At 58.6% G+C, this 20,998-nt stretch carries 22 protein-coding genes; all 22 read right to left on the bottom strand.

Translation table 11 applies throughout. The features are described from left to right. Positions 1-5 precede the first annotated feature (5 nt). The 22 genes from icmH to FQ187_RS25080 all read right to left on the bottom strand — a co-directional run bounded on the left by icmH (position 6) and on the right by FQ187_RS25080 (position 20,842). Positions 6-881, bottom strand: coding sequence for a type IVB secretion system protein IcmH/DotU (gene icmH / locus FQ187_RS25185; protein WP_149631550.1), 876 nt, complete (start codon positions 879-881; stop codon positions 6-8). Between the two features lie 5 nt (positions 882-886). Then, entirely contained in the window at positions 887-2,218 is a 1,332-nt protein-coding gene (gene tssK / locus FQ187_RS25180) for a type VI secretion system baseplate subunit TssK (RefSeq protein WP_149631549.1), read from the bottom strand. Positions 2,219-2,220: 2 nt separating this feature from the next. Further along, entirely contained in the window at positions 2,221-2,721 is a 501-nt protein-coding gene (gene tssJ, locus FQ187_RS25175) for a type VI secretion system lipoprotein TssJ (protein WP_129439950.1), read from the bottom strand. A 5-nt stretch (positions 2,722-2,726) separates the two neighbouring features. Then, a complete protein-coding gene (gene tagH, locus FQ187_RS25170; RefSeq protein WP_149631548.1) occupies positions 2,727-3,923 on the bottom strand; it encodes a type VI secretion system-associated FHA domain protein TagH in 1,197 nt (398 codons plus the stop codon). Positions 3,924-3,940: 17 nt separating this feature from the next. Next, complete coding sequence (locus tag FQ187_RS25165; protein WP_149631547.1) at positions 3,941-4,081, bottom strand: type VI secretion protein; 141 nt, start codon at positions 4,079-4,081, stop codon at positions 3,941-3,943. Positions 4,082-4,174: 93 nt separating this feature from the next. Further along, entirely contained in the window at positions 4,175-5,698 is a 1,524-nt protein-coding gene (locus tag FQ187_RS25160; RefSeq protein ID WP_149631546.1) for a sigma-54-dependent Fis family transcriptional regulator, read from the bottom strand. A gap of 10 nt (positions 5,699-5,708) precedes the next feature. Further along, positions 5,709-8,363, bottom strand: coding sequence for a type VI secretion system ATPase TssH (gene tssH / locus FQ187_RS25155; RefSeq protein ID WP_149631545.1), 2,655 nt, complete (start codon positions 8,361-8,363; stop codon positions 5,709-5,711). Between the two features lie 13 nt (positions 8,364-8,376). Beyond that, on the bottom strand, positions 8,377-9,384 hold the full coding sequence (gene tssG / locus FQ187_RS25150; protein WP_149631544.1) for a type VI secretion system baseplate subunit TssG: 1,008 nt from the start codon (positions 9,382-9,384) through the stop codon (positions 8,377-8,379). Beyond that, positions 9,348-11,135, bottom strand: a complete 1,788-nt coding sequence (gene tssF / locus FQ187_RS25145) for a type VI secretion system baseplate subunit TssF (RefSeq protein WP_149631543.1) — start codon at positions 11,133-11,135, stop codon at positions 9,348-9,350. The genes tssG and tssF overlap by 37 nt, the downstream gene beginning before the upstream one ends. A gap of 60 nt (positions 11,136-11,195) precedes the next feature. Beyond that, on the bottom strand, positions 11,196-11,411 hold the full coding sequence (locus FQ187_RS25140) for a hypothetical protein (RefSeq protein WP_256667428.1): 216 nt from the start codon (positions 11,409-11,411) through the stop codon (positions 11,196-11,198). A gap of 69 nt (positions 11,412-11,480) precedes the next feature. After that, positions 11,481-11,942, bottom strand: coding sequence for a hypothetical protein (locus FQ187_RS25135; protein WP_178122761.1), 462 nt, complete (start codon positions 11,940-11,942; stop codon positions 11,481-11,483). Then, complete coding sequence (locus FQ187_RS25130; protein WP_149631542.1) at positions 11,942-12,355, bottom strand: hypothetical protein; 414 nt, start codon at positions 12,353-12,355, stop codon at positions 11,942-11,944. The genes FQ187_RS25135 and FQ187_RS25130 overlap by 1 nt, the downstream gene beginning before the upstream one ends. Then, positions 12,352-13,317 carry a DUF6402 family protein gene (locus FQ187_RS25125; protein ID WP_149631541.1) on the bottom strand — a complete coding sequence of 322 codons (966 nt, stop codon included), beginning with the start codon at positions 13,315-13,317 and terminating at the stop codon, positions 12,352-12,354. The genes FQ187_RS25130 and FQ187_RS25125 overlap by 4 nt, the downstream gene beginning before the upstream one ends. Before the next feature lie 60 nt (positions 13,318-13,377). Continuing rightward, complete coding sequence (locus tag FQ187_RS25120; RefSeq protein ID WP_149631540.1) at positions 13,378-13,902, bottom strand: PAAR domain-containing protein; 525 nt, start codon at positions 13,900-13,902, stop codon at positions 13,378-13,380. A gap of 43 nt (positions 13,903-13,945) precedes the next feature. Continuing rightward, the gene (locus FQ187_RS25115) at positions 13,946-14,323 is read right to left on the bottom strand and encodes a hypothetical protein (protein WP_256667427.1); all 378 of its coding nucleotides are present in this window, start codon (positions 14,321-14,323) and stop codon (positions 13,946-13,948) included. Between the two features lie 34 nt (positions 14,324-14,357). Next, positions 14,358-14,765 carry a type VI secretion system baseplate subunit TssE gene (tssE, locus tag FQ187_RS25110; protein ID WP_008150080.1) on the bottom strand — a complete coding sequence of 136 codons (408 nt, stop codon included), beginning with the start codon at positions 14,763-14,765 and terminating at the stop codon, positions 14,358-14,360. 13 nt (positions 14,766-14,778) lie between these two features. Next, on the bottom strand, positions 14,779-16,254 hold the full coding sequence (gene tssC / locus FQ187_RS25105) for a type VI secretion system contractile sheath large subunit (protein ID WP_149631538.1): 1,476 nt from the start codon (positions 16,252-16,254) through the stop codon (positions 14,779-14,781). Between the two features lie 26 nt (positions 16,255-16,280). Then, positions 16,281-16,796 (bottom strand): type VI secretion system contractile sheath small subunit, encoded by a 516-nt coding sequence (gene tssB / locus FQ187_RS25100; RefSeq protein WP_129439931.1) that lies wholly within the window; start codon positions 16,794-16,796, stop codon positions 16,281-16,283. A 32-nt stretch (positions 16,797-16,828) separates the two neighbouring features. Continuing rightward, complete coding sequence (gene tssA, locus FQ187_RS25095; protein WP_149631537.1) at positions 16,829-18,385, bottom strand: type VI secretion system protein TssA; 1,557 nt, start codon at positions 18,383-18,385, stop codon at positions 16,829-16,831. Positions 18,386-19,036: 651 nt separating this feature from the next. Continuing rightward, complete coding sequence (locus tag FQ187_RS25090) at positions 19,037-19,312, bottom strand: HU family DNA-binding protein (protein ID WP_003213368.1); 276 nt, start codon at positions 19,310-19,312, stop codon at positions 19,037-19,039. A 192-nt stretch (positions 19,313-19,504) separates the two neighbouring features. Next, entirely contained in the window at positions 19,505-20,653 is a 1,149-nt protein-coding gene (locus FQ187_RS25085; protein WP_149631536.1) for an NAD(P)/FAD-dependent oxidoreductase, read from the bottom strand. Positions 20,654-20,674: 21 nt separating this feature from the next. Next, positions 20,675-20,842: a rubredoxin gene (locus FQ187_RS25080; protein WP_007954349.1), complete on the bottom strand. Its 168-nt coding sequence runs from the start codon at positions 20,840-20,842 to the stop codon at positions 20,675-20,677. Between the last annotated feature and the right edge of the window lie 156 nt (positions 20,843-20,998).

The raw sequence follows: 20,998 nt of genomic DNA, 5'->3' as shown, positions 1-20,998 counted from the left end.
CCTGTTTACGGCTGCGACTGCGGCTGAACCGCGGCCGGATCTAGCTGCTGATAAGGTTGCAGAACGGTTTCGCGTTGCTCGCCCAATACCCAGGCAAAGCCCGAATACATCACCACCAGGCAAACCACGGTGAACAGCACCACCATCCACGCCGGCACGATGCGCACCAGGCTGCGGCGCTGATCGTTCAAGCCTTCCCAATGAGGCGACAGTTCGCGAGGCACGTCGCCGCGAAGTTGGCGAATCTGGCGATACAAGGCGTCGCGGATGCCTTCGAGCTCGAGCATGCCGCGGGCTTGCACGCGGTACTTGCCTTCGAAGCCCAGCGACAGGCACAGGTACATCAGCTCCAGCATCGGCAGGTGCTTGACCGGGTTTTTCGACAGGCGATCCAGCAGCTGGAAAAACTTCTCGCCGCCGAAGGTTTCGTTGTGGAAGCTGCTGAGCAGGCTCATCTGCGACCACTCGCTTTCGTTGCCCCACGGCGTGGTCACGACGGCTTCGTCGACCACGGTGCAGAGCACGTAACGCGCAGCCATCACCTGGCTGCTTTCGGCGCCGTTGTGCAGGGCACGCACTTCAAACAGTTTCAGCCCGGCGGTCAGTCGCTCATTGAGCGCGTACATGTCTTCGCGGGTGTCGCTGTGCTTGAGTCGCACCACTTCCGACAACAGATCGGAGGCCGCGGCCACCAGCGAATTGAGGCTGATGTTGAACGCTTCGGCCGGGCGCAAACGCGCGGCGTAGATCATCCGTTCTTCGAGCTGTTCAAAACGCGGCGGTGCGGCGAAATCGGTCAGCGGACTCTGCGCCGGGCCGTGGCCCTGACGGTCGAGCAGGACGGTTTTATCGTCCTGGTTGTGTTCCATGTCCTTGATCATGTCAGTCAGTTCCTGATGGCCCAGAATTTCAGTTCAAGCTCGGCAAATTCGCCGGACACGTGGAACGCGAAGCCGCCGGAGCGCTCAAGTTGTGCCAGGTCTTCGGAACTGAGTTCGAGAATGAAATAGGTTTTGTTGGAGTGGAACGCGATCTGCCGCGGGGCCACCGGCAACGGTTTGACCTTGATGCCCGGCAGATGCAGGTTGACCAGTTGGCGGATGCGCTCCACCGGGCCGACCTTGAGGTGCGCCGGCAAGCGATGGCGCAGTTCTTCGGAGTCGCAGTTGGCACTGGCGGCGAGCACGAACGAGGCCGAGCCCAGCAGTTTGTGGTCGTGCAACGGCGAGACAATGATCCCGTACTGACGTGCTTGCAGGACCAGTTCGATGGCGTGCTGTTCGAGCACCATCGACAGCACCTGACGAATCGCTTCCATCAGCTTGCGGAAGCTCGCGCCCTGGTCGCTGTGCTGATAACGGCTGTCCAGACGCGGGCGTTTGCTGTCGCTGGAAAACGTCGCCAAGTCGCCGAGCATGGTCAGCAGCGTGCGGTACAACTCTTCCGGGTGAACCTGCTCCAGGCCGAGGTAGTGGCGCAGCAGCAGTTCGGTGCGGTTGATCAGTTGCAGCATCATGAAGTCGCCGACTTCCGCGCCACCGACTTTGCCGTTCGAGCGGATGCGCTCGGCGATGGTGTCGCCCCGGTGGCCGAGCATGCTGATCACTTCTTTCAAGCACGACAGCAGGTAGCTGGACGAATGCGCCTGAATGTAGGTCGGCACGAAGTCCGGGTCGAGGCTGATCACGCCGTCGGGCGTGGTGTCGAGCACTTCGCAGACCTTCAGTTTCACGTAGGCCTGGTCGCTCTGCTGCTCGCCGAGCAACAGTTTGAAGTCCGGGCGGCCACAGCTGACCTGGCTGGCAGAATCGTCGCCGGCGTTGGAATCGGCGACTTCCGCTTCGTACGCGGTGTAGCGCGCCAGCACGTCGGATTGTTCCGGACGACGCGACTCGATGTGGTTACCGGTGACCAGTGGCAGCGCCAGGTAGATCGGCGTATGACCGGTGTTCGGCGGCACGTCGAGCGCCAGCGGTTCGGTGTTGCCGCCGAGTTCGAACAGGCTGCCGTCCGGCAGAATCCCCGAGGCCTGGCTGATCACCAGTTTGCCCATGTTGAGGAACTGCAAGTCGATGTCCAGGTTCAGGAAGCCCCAGGTGTAGCTGCCCAGCAACTGCGTGCGGGTCTTCATCTGGTGGTCGTAGTAGCGATCGTTGTGCTGGAAGTGCTGCGGGCGCAGCAACATGCCTTCCTGCCAAATCACTTTATGGGAATTCATGATCAGTCATCCGCCTTGGCGAGCGTTTCGTTGCTATTGCGAATACCGGCCTGGTCGAGGGTCAGATCAGCGTTGGTGACTTCCACCGGGGTGACTTGCACCGTGTAGCGCCATTTGGTTTCCGGCAGATCGCGATAGGCGGCGAGGATGCCGACGTAACGACTGCCCTCCTCCACGCTGAGTTTCATCTCCACGGTTTCACCGGGGCGCAGTTCAATTTCTTCGCTGGCCACCAGGTCCGGGGCCAGGGATTCCTTGGCGCGCTCGTACAGGCTGAAGAAGTCAGCGTTCTCGAACGTCACCGGATGCTTGAGCTCGAACAGACGCACCACGATCGGCGACGGACGCCCGTTGAGGTCCGGGTTCAGCTGATCGCTGGCGGTCAACTTCAGGTTGAGTTTGGTGACATGGGAATACGGCGACAGCGACGAGCAGCCGGCCAGCAGCACCAGGGCCGCGAACGCCGTCAGCGTCTTGAAAAAAGCGGTCGAACAGCGAGACATGCGCATCATCCTTGGTGGTCGGTGTGAAGGGTGGAAATCAGGCGGATCTGTTCTTCGTAGGCCTGAGCGAAGTCGCGGGCCAGCAGGCGCTCGCTCCAGTCATCGTCCTGACGCAGGGCCTGGTGATAACGACCGTAAGCTCTCCAGCGACTGCCGGACGTGGCGAGCAACGGCTTGTTGTCGCGCTCGAAACGCAGGGTCAATTGCTGTGGCGAGAAGTGCTCCAGCGTGCCGCGAACGGCGGCGCGGCTAGCAGTCAGCAAAGCCACCTGATGCGCCTGCAAATCGCGGAAAGCGCGGGAGATCGCCTGCTCGGCCGGCAACTGACCCGGCTTGTTCGGCTGCAACAAAATGCCTAGCGCTTCACCGGCATCGACGGCAAATTTCAGCGGGTTTTTGTTTGTGCCTTGCACGGTGGTCTGGGCCAGACGCAGTTCGTTTTTCAGTTCGCTGCGGGTGCGCAGGCTCTGCTGCAATCCGCCGACGCTTTGCTTGAGCAGGCGTGCAGCGTTCAGCGCCAGGGCTTCGCGGGCATCGTGGTCGAGGCCTTTGAGGTCCACGCCCAACGCAGCACCGAAGTGCTCCCAGAAACCTTCGCTCTGACGCTCGACCGCTTTGGGCGGTGGCGCCGGCGCTGGCTCTGCCGGGGCGTTGATCAGCTCCGGCACCATCAGGCTTTCCATGTCGATGCGCGCATAGTCGGCGCGCTGACGAGTGTCCTCGATGGTCGTGCTCGGCGAGATCAGTTCGTCGATTTCCGAATACACGCGCTCTTGCTGATCGAGGGCATTGAGCGGGTCGAGATCGAGAAACGCATCGTCCGGAATGATGCTGCCCGCCGCTTGCGGACGGCCGACTTCGACGTCGAAGGTCGCCGGGTCGCGCACCAGCCGCGCACGGATCTCGAAGTCACCCAGCACGTAGACACTGCCGTGCTCGATGCGCATCGCTTCGCCCTTGCGCAGGCGTGCGCCGCTTTCGCTGTCCTGGATACCGTTGCTGCTGGTATCGGTCAGGAAAAACGTGCCTTCGCGGTAGCTGATCAACGCGTGATGGTTGGACAGGTGACGCTTGCGGTCCGGGATAATCCAGTCGCAATCCTCGCCCCGACCGATCACGCCACCGGCCTGTTTGAAGGTCTTCTGGCACAAATCCGTGGGCACGAACTGCTTGGTGTTGAGCATTTCGAAAACCAGTTCCATGGTGATACTCCTTGCGGTCACTTGCCGCGATTGACCGCCTGCGGATCACCCAATGGGCGATAGGTGTTGTCGTTGTATTTGTAATTGCCGCTACAGCCGCCGAGGCCGCATAGAATGACGAGGGTCAGCAGGACGGCTTGCCAGTGACGAACAGGCATCAGAGGGTCTCCAGGGGTAGACAAAGTACAAAGCGCCGACCCGTTTGGGCGGCGCTGTTAGAAGCGGATGAGGTGAAGTCGACGGTCGTTTGCCTAGCCATCGAAATCACCGAGGTTGATATTCAGGCGCCCAAGGCGGTACAGCAGCGTGCGGCGTGGCAGCCCGAGTTCGCGGGCCGCAAGGGTTTGGTTGCCGTCGTTTTTGCGCAGACAATCGAGCAGCAGACTGCGTTCGACTTGCTCCAGGCGTTCGCGCAGGTTCAGACCGCTGCTGTCTTCCGGCATGGCTTCCATGCGCAGAGAGAAATGCTCGGCCAGTAACTCGCCGCCCTCGCACAGCAGCACCGCGCGTTCGACCAGGCCTTTGAGTTCACGCACGTTGCCGGGGAAGGCGTAACCGGACAGGTGATCCAGCGCCGCATCGGACCAGCACACCGCATCGCGCTGCAAGAACGAGCACGCCTTGTCGGCGAAGTGCCGGGCCAGGTCGAGGATGTCGCCTTCGCGCTGACGCAGGGCCGGCAACTCGATCGGAAATTGCGCGAGGCGGTAGTACAAGTCCTCGCGGAATTTTCCTTCGCTGACCAACACCGACAAATCCCGGTGAGTCGCGGCGATGATGCGCACGTCGATCTTGTGGGTGTCGTTGGAACCCAGCGGACGAATCTCGCCTTCCTGCAGAACCCGCAACAACTTGGCTTGCAGGGACAACGGCATGTCGCCGATTTCATCGAGCAGCAAGGTGCCGCCGTTGGCCGCGTCGAACAGCCCGGCACGGTCGCGATCTGCACCGGTGAAGGCACCTTTGCGGTAGCCGAACAGTTCACTTTCCAGCAGGTTCTCGGGGAACGCCGCGCAGTTCTGCACGATGAACGCCTGGGAACGGCGCGGGCCGCAATCGTGAATCGCCCGCGCCACCACTTCCTTGCCGGTGCCGGTTTCGCCGCGCAGCAGCACGGTATACGGGCTGTGCAGGACTTTGCTGATCAGCGAATAGGTCTGGCGCATGGCCGAACTCTTGCCGATCAAACCGTAACCGCTGGCGCTCGGGACGCTGATTTTCGCCGGCAGCCGTGTATCACCGGTCGGCTGACGCAAACGTTGCAGCAAATGCAGTTGGCCAAGCACGAACGAACCGAGTTGACCGAGGGAGTCGGCAAAGCCTTGCAGGTCGATGTGCCGGCGACTGGCGCACAGCAGCAAGCCTTCGACGGCCTTCTGCTGATTGACCAGTGGCACGCATAACAGCGACTGCCAAGGCATGGCCTGAGGCGGCAGGAAACTGGTTTCGTGCAGGCTGCCGCTCAACTCGCTCAGGCACACTACGCGGTTCTGGCACATAGCGAATTGCAGCAGTTGTTCACCGTTGTAATCCGCCGGCAGGCTCGCCGCTTCCCGGGGTTGCAGGATGCCGTTGAGGCACTCGGCGTTCATCCCCAGGCACGTGTGAGTCGCGTCCAGCAGGTACAGCTGCGTCAACTCGCAACCGCTGAGCTCGGCCAAGCCGCGCACGAAGTCACCCAGCAGCGCAGCACCGTCCGCCGCGCGCGACAAGCTGGCGAACTGCGCCAGCAAGGCTTCGGCATAGACCAGCGGTTGCGGCACTTGAGTGAACATCACACCCACCTCAGGCGAACTCGCACGTCACGCTGGCGTTGCCGTCGAGCGTCGCGTGGACACGCTTGAGGCTTTCGCCCGTAGCCATCGCATCGAGCAAGCGGTCAGCCACCAGCGGCAGCACGTGCAGGTCCAGCAAATGGTCGATCAGGCGCGCGCCGCTGTCGCTTTGGGTGCAGCGTTCGGCCAGGTGATCGACGAGGTCCTGGGAGTAAGTGAAATCCAGCTGACGACGGTTCAGGCGCTCGCCCAAACGGCCGAGTTTGATTTCGATCAGTTCGCGCAACACCGGGCCGCCCACCGGGTAGTAAGGCACCACGCGCATGCGCGCCAGCAGCGCCGGTTTGAAGTGTTTGCTCAGCACCGGGCGGATGGTTTCTTCAAGGACTTCGGCCGACGGCCGCGCGCCGTTTTCACAGAGCTCGGCGATGCGGTCGCTGCCCAGGTTCGAGGTCATCAGGATCAGCGTGTTGCGGAAATCGATCTCACGCCCTTCGCCGTCGTTGGCCACGCCTTTGTCGAAGATTTGGTAGAACAGGTTGAGCACGTCCGGGTCGGCTTTCTCGACTTCATCGAGCAGCACCACCGAGTACGGTTTCTGGCGCACGGCTTCGGTGAGCATGCCGCCCTCGCCATAACCGACGTAGCCCGGCGGCGCGCCGATCAGGCGCGAGACGGTGTGCTTCTCCTGGAACTCGGACATGTTGATGGTGGTGATGAAACGGTCACCGCCGTACAGCAAGTCCGCCAGGGCCAGCGCGGTTTCGGTCTTGCCGACGCCGCTCGGGCCGACCAGCAGGAACACGCCGACCGGTGCATCGGGTTTGTTCAGGCCGGCAGCGGTGGCGCGCATCGAGCGGTCCAGCGCGTGAACGGCTTGTTCCTGACCACGGATGCGGGTGCGCAAGTCAGTGGCGAAGCTCGCGACCTTGGCGTTGTGCTCACGGGCCAGTTGCGCCAGCGGCACGCCGGTCCAGGCGCTGATCACTTCGGCGACCAGACGCGGACAGACTTCGAAGCTCACCAGACGTTCTTTGACTTGCAGTTCAGTCAGGGTTTTGTGCGTTTCGTTGAGCGCGGCTTCCAGCGCTTCGACGGTTTGGGTTTCGTCGACTGCCACTTCAAGGGTTTCGATAACGGTGCCTTCGGCGTCCTCTTCAACCGTTACGGTTGGCTCGACAGCAGCGACCTCACGAGCCTTGGCCAATTGCTGACGCAGGTCCAGCAGGCGCTCTGCCAGTTCTTTCTGCTCGGTCCAAAGGGTTTCGAGGGCGACCCTTTCATCTTCGGCTTCGGCCAGGCGATCTTCCAAAGCGTCCAGCGCTTCGTGATCGATCAGCAGACCGGCCTCGGCATCACGGCGCAGGGCCTGACGCTGACGACCACCTTCAGCCAGTTCGCCACGCAGGCGTTCGAGGCTTTCCGGGGCAGCGGCGAGGCTGATGCGCACGCGGGCGCACGCGGTGTCGAGGACGTCGACGGCTTTGTCCGGCAGCTGACGGCCCGCGAGGTAGCGAGCAGACAATTCGGCCGCCGCAACCACCGCGTCATCGCGCAGGTAAATGCCGTGGCTCTTCTCGTACACCTGAGCCAGGCCACGCAGGATAGTCACCGCTTCGCTGACGGTCGGTTCGTGCAGTTGCACCGGCTGGAAACGACGGGCCAGGGCCGGGTCTTTTTCGAAGTACTTCTTGTACTCCGCCCAGGTGGTCGCAGCGATGGTGCGCAACTCGCCACGGGCCAGGGCTGGCTTGAGCAGGTTGGCCGCGTCGGAACCGCCAGCATTGCCGCCCGCGCCGATCAGCGTGTGAGCTTCGTCGATGAACAGGATGATCGGTTTTGGCGAGGCTTTGACTTCGTCGATCACACCTTTGAGGCGACGTTCGAATTCACCTTTGACGCTGGCGCCCGCCTGCAACAGGCCCATGTCCAGCGACAGCAGCTCGACGCCTTTCAAGACTTGCGGCACTTCACCAGCCGCGATGCGCGAGGCCAGGCCTTCGACAATGGCGGTTTTACCGACGCCGGCTTCACCGACCACAATCGGGTTGTTTTTGCGGCGACGGGCGAGAATGTCGACCATCTGCCGGATCGCGCCATCGCGGCACAACACCGGATCGAGTTTGCCGTCGCGGGCCTGTTGGGTCAGGTTGTGGGTGAAGCGCTGCAGCAACGATTCTCCGGGTACAGCGGGTTTGCCGGTGGCCGGTTGCTCTTTCTGCGACAGGGCGAATTCTTTCAGGCGCTCGATGTTCAGCTTGGCCAGCAATGACTGGTAGCGGCTGCCGGCGTAGCGCATCGGGTTGCGCAACAGCGCGAGGATCAACGCGGCTTGTTCGACCTGGCTTTGGCCCAGTTCAAGGTTGGCCACCAGCAACGCGTCTTGCAGCCACTGCACCAGTTCCGGGGCGAACACCGGGTTGCGCGAAGCGCTGTGCTCGACCCGCGATTGCAACGCGGCGCTCAGCTCACCGGCATCCACTTCGGCGTCTTGCAGCGCGCGTGCGAGCAAGCCTTGCGGGCGCTCCAGCAAGCCCAGCAGCAAGTCTTCGACGAGGATCTTGCTGCCGCCACGGGCGACGCAGCGTTCGGCCGAACTTTCCAGGTCACGACGGGTTTCGGCGTCCAGCGCCTGGATAAGTTGTTGCAGGTCTACGTTGATCATTGGTCATCTGTCCTTAATGAATTTTGCTGCCCAGGGTCACCACGCCGTCCGCTTTTTCGCGGCCGAGCCAACTGGTCCATCCCAGGCGACAGGCGTTCTGCTCACCGATGCGCAGTTCGCGGATTTCTTCCTGGCGCAGCACCAGGCGAATGTCGTAATCGAGCGGGTCACGCAGGGTGAACCGCACCAGCGCGCAGAGTGGCTGGTAGCCGAAGCCGATCGGCAGGAATTCGTGGAAGCGTTGCCAGTCGAGCTCGCGGATGTGAATGCGGAATTTGCCGCTGCGGTCGCGCACGTGTTCGCCCAGAACCAGGTCTTCGCCGAGCAGGCTGTTGGCGCGACCCAAGCGATTGCGCTGCTCGTCAAGGATTTCAACGCGACGCTCGATGCACTGCTCGATGGTCAGTTCGGCATGCTTGAAGTAGTAACGCAGCACCGCTTCGATCAGCGCCGCCGAGTGCGCCCGCAAGCTGAGCAGGCCGAGGTACGGCAGCAGGCGTTTCCAGTTCAGTTCCTGAGCCCTGCGGATCTCTTCGCCGCCGAGGCCGATCAACGCAAACAGCTGCGACGAAAACGGGTCGAGGGCGCCGCTCTGGAAGCTTGCGCGGTAGCGGTACTTTTTCCAGATCGGCAGCATCAGCCGTTGCAGGCGATGGTGAAACAGGTCGAGGAAATTGCGGGTCGGGTTGCCGTCTTCGCTATCGCCCAGGGCCTGTTCGCCGTAGAACGCCGGCAGTGGCGAACCGGAACCGACCAGGCCGATCAGGTTGAAACGCAGACGTGCGCGCAGGTGGCCGTGCTCGGTGAAAAACTCCACGCGATCAACGTCACTGCCGGGAAACCCCAGGCTCGGGTTGGCCTGGAATTCCAGCTGGTCGTACAGATCATCCTGGCTCAGGTGCGGGTGGGCCTCGCGCAGCCGGTCAACTACCAGCAGCACAGCCTGAAACAGCGAGTACTCGCGTATTCCTCGGGTCAGTCCGCTTAAAGCAGCGGCTGAAGGCCCATACGTGGTGTCCATTGGTACACCTCTCCCTGTGTGCTTTTTACCCGCAGCTCGTGGTACGAATTGAGACTGGCGTAAAGCGCGAAAAACTCGTTAAGAACCGAAGCGAAAACGAACAGGTCGCCCTCACCGATATACCCTTCCGGGTCGATGGTCAGCTCGGTGCGCAACCCGCGTACCGGCAACCCTCGGTGCAAGCGGTCGACGTGTTGGTGTTTGATCGACTTGAGCCCGCCCAGCAGACGCTTGCTGACTTTTTCTGCGTGTTGGTCGTAGTAGCGCGGCAGGTCGTAGGTTTCGAGAATCACCTTCAACGCGTTGACGTCGGCCAGCGACAGATAGTTAAGCGACATGTTGCTGATCAGCTTCCACAGGAAGTCACGGTTCAGCGGCGGCGCATAACTGGGCGTGGCCGGGGTGATATTGCGAAAACTCAGGAACTCCGGCGTCTCTTCGCAGGCCATGCAGATGTCGCCGAGCTTGAGCTTGCGCGGCAGGTTCTGGTTGGTGCATATCAGCTCGATCGACAGGGTTTCGTGAGCTTCGGTGTGACGGATGCCGAAGCTCAGGTAAGTGTCGAGGCCGTCGTGCAACGAGGACGAACGCTGGCGAATGCTGTAGTGCGGACGGCTGTTAGGCACGTCGAAACTCGGGTCGTGCTCAAACGATTCGAACGGCACGTACTCCTGATAACCAAGGCCGCCGGGCTTCCACCCGGTCACGGTTTCTACCGAAAACACACCGCAGTTTTGCAGGTCGTATTCGGCTGGCAGCAGCAGGTATTCGTCCTGCTTGCCGTCGAGGCGGATCGGCAGTGCATCGTGCTTGAACAGGTTGACGATGGGCGTGCAGTAGAGCTTCACGTTGTCCAGCGTCGGACGCAGGCGCTGGATGCCGCTCTTGCGAATGTCAAAGCGCAGTTCGAGGCCGCGCATTTGCTTCAACGTGTCTTCCGGCAGCGCTTTGAGCAGGTCCAGACCGTTGATGTCGACAAACAGGAATTTGTCCTGGAAGGCGAAGTATTCCTGCAGGTAGCGATAGCCGCGGAAGGTATTCAGCGGATACGGGATCAACGCCTCTTCTTCGGCAAAACCCACCGGCTGCACTCGGTCGCCGGGCATCTTGAACGCCATCGCCGTGCCGTTCACACCATTGATGGGCTTGCCGGCACCGTCCAGCGGGATCAGCTCAATGCCTTCCAGATTGCGCAACAGGCTCAGATAGAGCATCTGGCTGATGTAGCGCTCACCGGCGAAGTGCAGGCGCAGACGACTCAGCTCCAGCTCACCGAGGTGACCGTCGGCGCTCATCTCCAGACGCAGGCTCAACAGCGAACCGTCGCCCTTCACCGAGTAATTCAGCGCGGCCAGATCCAGCGGCAAGACTTCCGTCGGGTAGCAGGTGCGGAAACGGCAACGCACGTCATCAATCGGCACGCTCTCAACCGGCGTGTCGCGCTCGACCATCAACGCAGGTCCCGATCGCTTCAGCGGATCGAACTGCAGAATGCTGAACGCCGGCAGCGGCCGCATGTAGTTGGGCCACAGCAGATGCATCAGCGAGTGGCTGAGCTCCGGCAACTCGTCGTCGAGCTTCTGACGCAGGCGACCGGTCAGGAATGCAAAACCTTCCAGCAATCGCTCCACGTCCGGATCCCGCCCGGCTTGCCCGAGGAAAGGCGCCAACGCCGGGCTACGCTCGGCGAATCGACGACCTAACTGGCGAAGTGCGGTGAGTTCGCTTTGGTAGTAGTGGTTAAAGGACATGGGTTAGCTGCCTGGTATTGAATTCGGGTGAGCTTGTGGCCGATGTGAGTACGGCAATTATCATGCAGCTGGCACACTCAAAATATGGAGATATATTCCTAATATTTCGACAGCTGGAAAGATCATCAACATGAGAAACGTCAGAACTCGGTACAACTTTGAGTTGAGGCTTGTGCTTCGCAGACCGACCAATGCCAAGAGCAAAGAGAAACTGGCTAAAATAAAAAACCAATCGCTCTCAACCAGCCCCATCGAAACCCCCTCAATTTCGCTCATGCAAAAACTTCCCTTTGTAGAATATTAGGGACAGTCCCCTTTTTCGTTCCCAGCGCTCTGACACTCACCTCAATTACCCCCAACAACTTCATATGAGGTATTGCTGATAAAACTGTTGAGCCAATGTGCTTTCCAGTCCGGAACCCTGATACCAAAATGCTGATCGCGCTTGTAAAAATCGATCCAGACGACTCCGACAATCACATCATCCTCGTGAGAACTCATGTCTACAGTGCTGCGCGAATACAAAGGAGATCGAAACACTGTGTTCGAATCTCTTTTGTCGGTGATTCGCAAGTACGCCAAATCATCGAATGGTACAAGCGCACTTCTCACCGGTACATTCTCGATTAAGTAATGCCCCGATTCGCTCATCACAAAGCTGCTGGCTCTATTTTTAAAAATATCATTCAAGGAAACGGAAAAAAAACAAACAAGCACGAAAAACGCACAGAAAAAAAATAATGCGTAGGTACGACCGACGAGAGATCGCTTACTCCACATTGACGGCATTCGACTTGAAATCAACATTAATTGTCTATTATCTCGTAAGGGGTATTGCTAATAAAAAAATCCAGCCAGTGCCTTCTGGGATTGGAAAGTCCAAGTGTGATTTTTTTACTCTCCTTATCAAGTTCTATAAATATAATGCCTACTGTTTTTGCGTCTTCATCTGCACGCATATCCAGCGATAATTCGGAGAACAACGGAGTACGGTATGTCTGATCGGGGTGATCACGATCAGTGAAGCGCAAATATACGGAGTCTCGAGGAGTTAGAAGCGAACTGGCGGGTACCGACTCGATCAAATACTGCCCAGACGGGCTTTGTTTTGACACGTCCGGGGCACGGGTCAAAATACCATTTACGATGACCGCAATTGCAACTACCAAACCAACAACTAATGCAACAGCACACATGAAGTATTTATTTGCAATCTTCATTTCACAAGTATCTCAATGGGAGCTGCTGTCACACTCTCGTACAGAATATCCGAATAGACGCGAAAATCTCCGCCCTTTTTGTTAATCTCTCGATATTCTCGAAAATCGCTTTTCTGCACTAGCATATAATGCTTACTATCCAGTTCTCGATAGCGACGCAACGAGTCCGCTCTATGCTTCTCAACTTTTTCTTTAGTCGCCTCAGCTTTTGAATTAAAATCAATGGTATTCATCTCATAGTTCAGCTTCATATTTGCCGAAGCACCTTCAACGGGATCAGTGATCAACTTGTCAAAATTCCAATATCCTAGAATCTGACTAAAAAGAACAACACCGTCATTGAAATCATAGGCATCTTCGATATAAAAGCCCAAACGAGAAGGTGTAAAGACAATATTTTTATCCGTTACAACCACCAAACCTTCAGCAATAACACGAAGATTGAAATTCGCAAGCGCTCCACGCAACTCATTGACGTCATCAGATCCAGCTTGTTCGAACTCAACTGTTTTATTGTTAAAATAGCCAAATTTTTCAGCAGCACTGGCCACACCATTGAACGCCAATGGATAACACCCAGGTGCTTTAGCGGAAAACGCTCGCCCCACATTCTTCTTTATTTGCGCCAGCCCCAGTTTACTGTTCCAAGTTCCTCTCAAATGCTTAATAGCTGCATTCGCCCGATCAAACCCGCTGATCCAACTCATCTTGACAATGGATTCTTCGATGTATTCCTGAGGAGCAAAAACATCATGCCTCTTCACTGCATCATCCATACCGCCGTCTTTTGTCGGCCAGGGCTTACCATTGAACCAATGCTTTATCAAAGCAGCAGCAACCGGCCACTTTATTTTGATCATGGTGTCTGGGATATCAGTGATCTTGAACTGACGCACAGCCGTAGATTGTCCGGTTTTATTACTCGCCGGAGTCATCGATGATGTCACTGTTGTTGCTGCCATTTCAAAATCCTTCTTGATAACCGTTCAGACCGTTAGCAACTGCCCTTGTAACTCAAGGGTTTAAGCAAGCACGACCTTGGTTTGGGGTTCAATGACCAGTTCCACCGCCTCTGGCGTTGCAGAGAAAACGGTTTGAGTCTTGCCATCTGCGCCAGTCACACCGTTGATGATCTTTCCCGAGGCTGTCTTAAGGGTGTACTCAACCCCAGCCAACGGTTTCCCGGTGTCCTGATCATTGATCACAAAGTGCTCGTTAAACGGCCACTGAATCTCCACCGGCAGCGGCGGAACAAACGGCACCGGCGAATGCGAATTCCCGATAATCACCGTCCCGGACCCAGCCGTCACCTTGTTGCCATGAGTACCGACGGAGCCCACGGTCGCCGCCGGTTTACCGTTGATCAAAACGGTAGTCGCAAGATCGCCAACCATCGCACCACCACACGCCGAGGCATCACCTTGGCTGGCGGCCGCGAGGCCGTCGAAGAACACGTCGCCGGAACCGGTGGCGATCGGGTTGGTGCCGTGGCCGGGGAGCGGGCAAGCGGTGGGGTCGGTGACGCGTGCTGCGGGTTTTCCTGACATTGGGCTCTCCTTAATTGACCTTGGCTTGATGACTGTTCATTGCTCAACCACACACTGGAATTTTCCAGCCCTCATAACCCGTCGCTGTCGGATAGATCGCATGAGCGTTTACCCATTGCGCCCGTTCATCCGTCGTGAATTCGTTCTGCCAAATCAACCATTCAGACGACTTCAACAACGTGCCGTCCTTTGCGTACACCCTGAAAAAGGCTTCACTGGTGAAAAGACGGAAGATCTTTCCGGGGATGCCCAGAGCCGAATACTGCGGAATGTAGGAATTGATGTAACAAGTCCCAGGCTCGTTCCAGACTGTGGAGTACACGTGAGCGAGCCTTGAAGCCGTCACTTTCATGTAGCAGGCAGCCAACATCAGGGCAGCGGCAGTGAGGGTGATCAGCAGCAAAGCGCGGCGCACGATCATTGCCAACGTACTTAGAACCCTCAATCGCATATCCTTAGTTGACCTTGACCTGACCGCTGCCATCCAGGCGCGCGGCGAAACTGACCTGACGCTTGAAACCATCAACTTCCAGCAAGCCTTCGATGCTGAAGGACAGGCGAAGCTGATCGTGGTCACGCGGCAGGGAAATGACACGCACATTGCTCAGGCGTGGCTCGTAGGCTTCGATGAAATTTTCGATGGCCAAACGGGCCTGACTCAGGGAGTCGTGCAGGCTCAGACGCATGTCATTGAGATCGGGTAGCCCGTAATCGGACAGCGTTTGCACGCTGCCCGCACGGGTGCTGAGCATCTTGGCCAGATGGGCAGCCACGGACGCCATGGCGGAGACCTCGCGGCTCCAGCCGACGCGTTTGTCCGCGTCGCCACCCAGGCGTTCGAAAAGGCTGCCGTATCCAGTCATGAGTTAGCTCCGTTTACTCTTTGTCCAGCTTGCCAACCAGCGACAGGGTGAAATCGGCACCCATGTACTTGAAGTGCGGGCGCACGTTCAGGCTGACACGGTACCAGCCAGGCTCGCCTTCAACATCGCTGACGATGATCTGGGCAGCGCGCAGTGGACGACGGCCACGTACTTCGGCGCTTGGGTTTTCCTGGTCGGCCACGTACTGGCGGATCCACTTGTTCAGTTCCAGCTCGAGGTCGGTGCGTTCTTTCCACGAACCGAGTTGCTCGCGCTGCAGCACTTTCAAGTAGTGAGCCAGGCGGTTGACGATCATCATGTACGGCAGTTGGGTGCCGAGCTTGTAGTTCAGCTCTGCTGCCTTGCCTTCAGCGCTGATGCCGAAGAACTTCGGCTTCTGCACCGAGCTTGCGGAGAAGAACGCCGCGTTGTCGGAGCCTTTGCGCATGGTCAGGGAGATGAAGCCTTCCTCGGCCAGTTCGTATTCACGACGGTCGCTAACCAGAACCTCGGTAGGAATCTTGGTTTCGATTTCGCCCATGCTTTCGAAGTGGTGCAACGGCAGGTCTTCAACCGCGCCACCGCTCTGCGGGCCGATGATGTTCGGGCACCAGCGGAACTTGGCGAAGCTGTCGGTCAGCTTGGTGCCGAACGCGTAGGCGGTGTTGCCCCACAGGTAGTGCTCGTGGCTGTTGGCGACGGTTTCTTTGTACACGAACGATTTGACCGGGTTTTCTTCCGGGTCGTACGGGTTACGCAGCAGGAAACGTGGCACGGTCAGGCCAACGTAACGGGAGTCTTCGGACTCACGGAAGCTCTGCCATTTGGCGAATTGCGGGCCTTCGAAGTGATCTTTCAGATCCTTCAGGTCCGGCAGACCGGTGAAGCTTTCCAGGCCGAAGAATTTCGGGCCTGCCGCGGCAATGAACGGCGCGTGGGACATGCAGGCAACGCTGGACACGTACTGCATCAACTTCACGTCCGGCGAGCTTGGGGACATGTAGTAGTTAGCGATGATCGCGCCAACTGGCTGACCACCGAACTGACCGTATTCAGCGGTGTAGATGTGCTTGTACAGGCCAGCCTGCATCACTTCCGGCGAATCTTCGAAATCGTCCAGCAGGTCTTCTTTGGAGACGTTGAGGATTTCGATCTTGATGTTTTCGCGGAAGTTGGTGCGATCGACCAGCAACTGCAGACCGCGCCACGACGATTCCAGGGACTGGAAAGACGGGTGGTGCAGGATTTCGTCCATCTGGCGGCTGAGCTTGGCATCGATCTCGGCGATCATGCGGTCAACCATGGCCTTCTTGACCGGCTCACCGTTGTTCTGCGGCTTGAGCAGCTCTTCGATGAAGGCCGACACACCGCGCTTGGCGATGTCGTAGGCTTCGTCGTCCGGCGTGAGGCGGGTTTCGGCGATGATGCTGTCGAGAATGCTGTATTCGCCGTTCTCTTTGCTCTTTTGCTGTGCTGCGCTAGTGCTCATTGTTGGCTTCCTTGACTGATGGGGGCTCAGACGTTCTGGGGGGCGTCCTGGGCTGCGGCGTTCAAGCCCAGCTCACCCAGTACGCGACCGCGGGATTCGTCGTCGGCGAGAACGCCTTCGATTGCTTTGCGGAACGCAGGCGCGTTACCCAGCGGACCTTTGAGGGCCACCAGCGCGTCGCGCAGTTCCATCAGTTTTTTCAGCTCAGGCACTTGCTCGACCAGGCTGGCCGGGTTGAAGTCCTTCATCGAGTTGACGCGCAGTTGCACGCCCAGCTCTTCAGTGCTGCCCTCTTCCTGAAGGCGGTTCGGCACGTTCAACGTCAGGGTCAGCTCTTGCTTGGCCAGCACTTCGTCGAAGGTCATCTTGTCGATGCTGATCGGCTTGCGATCTTCGACTTTACGTTCGTCCTTGCGGTGGGTGTAGTCACCGATTGCCAGTAGTTTCAACGGCAGTTCAATCTCTTCCTGAGCACCACCGGTGGCAGGTTTGAAAGTGACGTTGATGCGTTCCTTGGGGGCTACCGAGCCTTCTTTGGCCATGGCTATTCTCCTTGCGGTTGTGGCCCTGGGGCCTATTCGAGTACCACTTCGAGATCGAGGTGGCACAGCCTGCGATAAATCTCTTCCTTGCGTTCACGTACGGCATGGTTCTGCGGTAACAACTCGCAGCAGCTATGCAGTAAATGCAGCACTTCCAGCGCAAGATCGGGCTCCCAGGCGTTCAGGCCTGAGTCCTGTAATGTTTGGTCTAGGGTTTCGAGTTGAGTTCTGGCCAGTTCGTATTTCTTGGCCATGAAGCACAGCCGCGCGAGGGCGAACTGCCAGAAAAATCGCGCCCGCCCGCCTTGGGCGGCTTGCAAACCTTGCTTGAGGATCTGCACGGCGGCCTTGAGGCCGTCCTTGCGCAGGATCGGCAAGACTTCTTCCAGAGCCACTTCCCAGGCCGGCTGACTGTCGGCGACTTCGACCTTGCGCGGCGCACTGGCGCTTTGCAGGTGCGGCATGACGTGGGCGCTGACCCAGGCGCGGGTGGCCGGATCGGCAAACGGGGCGCCGTCATGGAAACGCAATTCGATGATGCCGGGCAGGCGCTGAATCAAAAGCGCGAAGTGGATTTCCACTTCGCGCATAGCCATCTCGGCGTTGAGCCCCTGGAGGCACTCCCAAACCATTCGCTGGCCATCGAGCCAGAACGGCGCCTTCGCCAGGCTCGCCTCCAGTTCCACCAGCAGATCGGCGTATTTGGCCTGGTCGTAACGGTCCTGGTAGGCCTTGAGCTTGTCGGCCGGCAAGCCGCGCAGAACGGTGATCTGCTCGGCATTGCGCTCGGGCACCGCGTCGATGGGCAGCCACAACAGTGTGCGATTGAGGCGCAGGGCGCGCAGGTCGGTAGCTTTCTGCTTGAGCCACCAGGCGCACAACGGCCGCGCGCTTTCCTGCTGGGCGCGCAGGGCTTTATGGGCTTCTTTTTCGTTATCGATCGGTGCGCCGGGGGTGAACAACTGCGTGGCAGCCTGCTTGACCTGGGCCACGGCGGCGCCGACCACGCCGGGTTCCGGCTGGTTGTCAGCGGCACGCTGGACCATGTTTTTCAAGCGGCGGGAGATCGGCAGCAGCAACGGCGCATCGTCGCCCAAGTGCTCGGTGCAAGCGGCATCGAGACCTTCAAGGTGTTCGACCAGCCGCCGGAACATCGGCAACTGCTCTTTGATCGCGACGTTTTCGGTCAGCACCTGCTCAAGACGCGGTACCAACCAACTGATGGCAGCGGAGCGGGTGCGGGCCTTGTTCGGGTGGACTTCGGCCCAGTGGTTCTCGCACAGGTGGTGCAGAAATCCGAGGCCGGCCAGCAGCCCTTGAAATGATTCGCGCTGGTACAGGGCCCAGGTCAGCCAGGCGCCAACCCGCAAGTCCTTGGACTGGGTGCGCAGCAGGTTTTCACTGTTTTCGCGGATTTTCAGCCAGTCGATCTGACCGCTTTCGTGCATGGATTGGGCTTTGCCCAGCTCGCTTTCCAGCGCCTCATATTCGCTCGAAAAGCGAACGTCCTCGCCCGCGAAATTCTCTTTGGAAACAGAGGCTTTTGCGAGTTCGAGGTAATGAGCGGAAAGTTTGCTTGAGTAGGACATCCATGGCCTTTATTTAGGATTACGGTCATACGCCTTATGGAGTTTCCAAGGCGAGGGACAGAATCAAAGAGCTGCGATGAGTCTCATCCAATTGAGTTCGTGCTCTTTCAAGTGCGCGCATCGTACTCACGATGATGGCCACTAGCAAGCATCTGATTAAACAACAAGACGAAGTGTTCTTTGTTTCCTGTAGGAGATCTCCCTATATGTGACAGGGGTTTCCCTGATGTCGATTTAATATTCAATCCCTCCACGGACCGCGCCGAAACCATTGGGTCAGAGCGGCTTTGTCAAAATTTCGACAAATCATGGACAAGCCCTTCAGTGGCAGGCGTGAAGCATGCCAACAATAAAAAAGAATGAATGTAGGAATATTCCGAAAGGTTGCGGTCACTTATGAACAGAGCGATGCGCGACAACAGAGACCCAAGAAAGTGCCATTAAAATGATGGCACTTTATATATCGAGGCAATTTAAGAAGATGGCCACGAACATTGGGTGAGAGAACAATCAATTTCCAGAGTGTATTAATCAGTCCACTCCAGCACTTATACAGTGTTGAATTACGCTCATAAAAAATGGGCATCCGACTTAATCGGCATGCCCATTTTTCAGTACGGTTCTCCCCGTTATTCAGGGAGTTCGCCGCAATTACGGATTAACGCTGTCTTTCAACGATTTGCCTGGCTTGAACGCAACAGTGTTGCTGGCCTTGATTTTGACGGGCTCACCGGTTTGCGGGTTTTTGCCGGTGCGGGCACCGCGGTGGCGTTGCAGGAAGGTACCGAAGCCCACCAGCGTCACGCTGTCCTTGCGGTGCAGAGCGCCGGTGATTTCTTCGAGAACGGCGTTGAGAACGCGGTTGGCCTGCTCTTTGGTGAGGTCTGCTTTTTCAGCAATTGCAGCGGCGAGTTCTGGTTTACGCATTAGTGAAGCCCCTTTGACGGTTTTTTGTTGTTATGTCCGTGCTGTTCTCGTTGGAACAGCGCCCAAAGCGCCGCAGGTGCTCTACTCTGCGGCAGACGGGAGTGAGGATGGCACGCAGCGAAGAGCCGCGCCAGTCTCGGCGCGACCTTTGTAGGGGCAAAAGAGGGGTGATTCCGACAGAACGACCGGTATTTACGCCAGCAATGCCGGAAGCTCTTTGTTCAGGGCCAGTTTTTCCATCACCGCCGCGCCTGTCAGGGCATAACCCAACAGTTTGCCGCTGGCATCGCGGCACAATACCTTGATGTCCGCGCCCTGCCCTTCGACCGTCCAGACGCCCTCCAAACCCCGTGGCGGCGGTGAAACCACCAATGGGCAGACTGGCGTTTTTACGGTGATGGGCATCGGGCCATAACTTACCGGCGTCGGGTTTCCGGCGAGGGTCTGGGCCAGCGCTCTCGCACAGCTCATGAGGGGCATGACGTACAACAGATTCAGCCCATCGACTTCGGCGCAGTCGCCCAAGGCATAGATATTGGCGTGGGAGGTTTTCAGGTGGCGATCGACCACCACACCGCGATTGACCTGCACACCGGCCGCCGCCGCCAGGTCGATGCGCGGACGCAGACCAATGGCCGACACCACCACATCGCAAGGGATCACCTGGCCATCGGACAGATGCGCTTCCAGTCCGTCAGTAACGCGCTGCAAGCGGTTGAGCACCGGCCCGAGGTGGAAACGTGCGCCCAGGCTTTCCAGCCCGGCCTGGACCGCAGCGGCTGCCGCGGGATGCAACAGGGTCGGCATCACCTGCTCGCACGGTGCAACCAGTTGCACCTCGTAGCCGCCAAGGATCAGGTCGTTGGCGAACTCGCAACCAATCAGACCGGCGCCGAGCAGCAACACCCGACGTTTGCCGGCCGCCGCTGCGCGAAAGCGTGCGTAGTCTTCCAGATCGTTGATCGGGAAGACTGCGTCAGCCGCATCGCCTTCGATCGGCACTCGCACAGTTTCTGCGCCCCAGGCGAGGATCAGGTCACGGTAAAACACCGCTTCCTCACCGATCCACAAGCGCTTGTGGCCAGGGTCGATGCCGCTGATGCGCGTGTGGGTACGCACTTCGGCCTTCAACTGCTCGGCCATGGTGCCGGGTTCGGCCATGCTCAGGCCGTCAGCGTCTTTGTTTTTGCCGAAGCCGGTGGAGAGCATCGGCTTGGAGTAGGAGCGTCCGTCATCTGCAGTAATCAGCAGCAACGGGGTTTCGCCATCGATTTTGCGAAACTCCCGGGCCAGGTTGTAGCCAGCCAGCCCGGTGCCGACGATCACGACAGGTGCGTTCATTCCTTACTCCTCTAAAAAGTCTTAGTTGATTTCGATCATTTCGAAATCCATCTTGCCCACGCCGCAGTCCGGGCACAGCCAGTCTTCCGGCACGTCCTGCCACAGGGTGCCGGGCGCAATGCCGTCATCCGGCCAGCCGTCGGCTTCGTTATAGATCAGGCCGCAGACCACACATTGCCACTTTTTCATTCACGTACATCCTCAAGATTCAGGCTTTTGCCGGCGCGAACGGTCGATGGTTGGAGCGCTGCCGTCCGGCTCAGCGCGTTTTGTACTGATCGGGCCCGGCAGATGCAAGCCTGTTCGACGCAATGGCCGGCCGGATCAATCAAAATCGCCGGCTGA

The organism is Pseudomonas sp. ANT_J28 (assembly GCF_008370005.1).
GTDB lineage: Bacteria > Pseudomonadota > Gammaproteobacteria > Pseudomonadales > Pseudomonadaceae > Aquipseudomonas > Aquipseudomonas frigoris.
The sequence above is the reverse complement of the archived record's forward strand: the minus strand, read 5'-3'. Positions and strand labels throughout refer to the sequence as shown.

Excerpts from the sequence above, each read along its gene's own strand:
- FQ187_RS25165 (WP_149631547.1), bottom strand. The coding sequence starts at position 4,081 with ATGCCTGTTCGTCACTGGCAAGCCGTCCTGCTGACCCTCGTCATTCTA.
- FQ187_RS25130 (WP_149631542.1), bottom strand. The coding sequence starts at position 12,355 with ATGAAGATTGCAAATAAATACTTCATGTGTGCTGTTGCATTAGTTGTT.
- icmH (WP_149631550.1), bottom strand. The coding sequence starts at position 881 with ATGATCAAGGACATGGAACACAACCAGGACGATAAAACCGTCCTGCTC.
- tssF (WP_149631543.1), bottom strand. The coding sequence starts at position 11,135 with ATGTCCTTTAACCACTACTACCAAAGCGAACTCACCGCACTTCGCCAG.
- tssG (WP_149631544.1), bottom strand. The coding sequence starts at position 9,384 with ATGGACACCACGTATGGGCCTTCAGCCGCTGCTTTAAGCGGACTGACC.
- tssE (WP_008150080.1), bottom strand. The coding sequence starts at position 14,765 with ATGACTGGATACGGCAGCCTTTTCGAACGCCTGGGTGGCGACGCGGAC.
- FQ187_RS25140 (WP_256667428.1), bottom strand. The coding sequence starts at position 11,411 with ATGAGCGAAATTGAGGGGGTTTCGATGGGGCTGGTTGAGAGCGATTGG.
- FQ187_RS25085 (WP_149631536.1), bottom strand. The coding sequence starts at position 20,653 with ATGAACGCACCTGTCGTGATCGTCGGCACCGGGCTGGCTGGCTACAAC.
- tssK (WP_149631549.1), bottom strand. The coding sequence starts at position 2,218 with ATGAATTCCCATAAAGTGATTTGGCAGGAAGGCATGTTGCTGCGCCCG.
- FQ187_RS25160 (WP_149631546.1), bottom strand. The coding sequence starts at position 5,698 with ATGTTCACTCAAGTGCCGCAACCGCTGGTCTATGCCGAAGCCTTGCTG.
- FQ187_RS25120 (WP_149631540.1), bottom strand. The coding sequence starts at position 13,902 with ATGTCAGGAAAACCCGCAGCACGCGTCACCGACCCCACCGCTTGCCCG.
- tssJ (WP_129439950.1), bottom strand. The coding sequence starts at position 2,721 with ATGTCTCGCTGTTCGACCGCTTTTTTCAAGACGCTGACGGCGTTCGCG.
- FQ187_RS25125 (WP_149631541.1), bottom strand. The coding sequence starts at position 13,317 with ATGGCAGCAACAACAGTGACATCATCGATGACTCCGGCGAGTAATAAA.
- tssA (WP_149631537.1), bottom strand. The coding sequence starts at position 18,385 with ATGTCCTACTCAAGCAAACTTTCCGCTCATTACCTCGAACTCGCAAAA.
- FQ187_RS25090 (WP_003213368.1), bottom strand. The coding sequence starts at position 19,312 with ATGCGTAAACCAGAACTCGCCGCTGCAATTGCTGAAAAAGCAGACCTC.
- tssB (WP_129439931.1), bottom strand. The coding sequence starts at position 16,796 with ATGGCCAAAGAAGGCTCGGTAGCCCCCAAGGAACGCATCAACGTCACT.
- FQ187_RS25115 (WP_256667427.1), bottom strand. The coding sequence starts at position 14,323 with ATGATCGTGCGCCGCGCTTTGCTGCTGATCACCCTCACTGCCGCTGCC.
- tssH (WP_149631545.1), bottom strand. The coding sequence starts at position 8,363 with ATGATCAACGTAGACCTGCAACAACTTATCCAGGCGCTGGACGCCGAA.
- FQ187_RS25135 (WP_178122761.1), bottom strand. The coding sequence starts at position 11,942 with ATGTTGATTTCAAGTCGAATGCCGTCAATGTGGAGTAAGCGATCTCTC.
- tssC (WP_149631538.1), bottom strand. The coding sequence starts at position 16,254 with ATGAGCACTAGCGCAGCACAGCAAAAGAGCAAAGAGAACGGCGAATAC.
- FQ187_RS25080 (WP_007954349.1), bottom strand. The coding sequence starts at position 20,842 with ATGAAAAAGTGGCAATGTGTGGTCTGCGGCCTGATCTATAACGAAGCC.
- tagH (WP_149631548.1), bottom strand. The coding sequence starts at position 3,923 with ATGGAACTGGTTTTCGAAATGCTCAACACCAAGCAGTTCGTGCCCACG.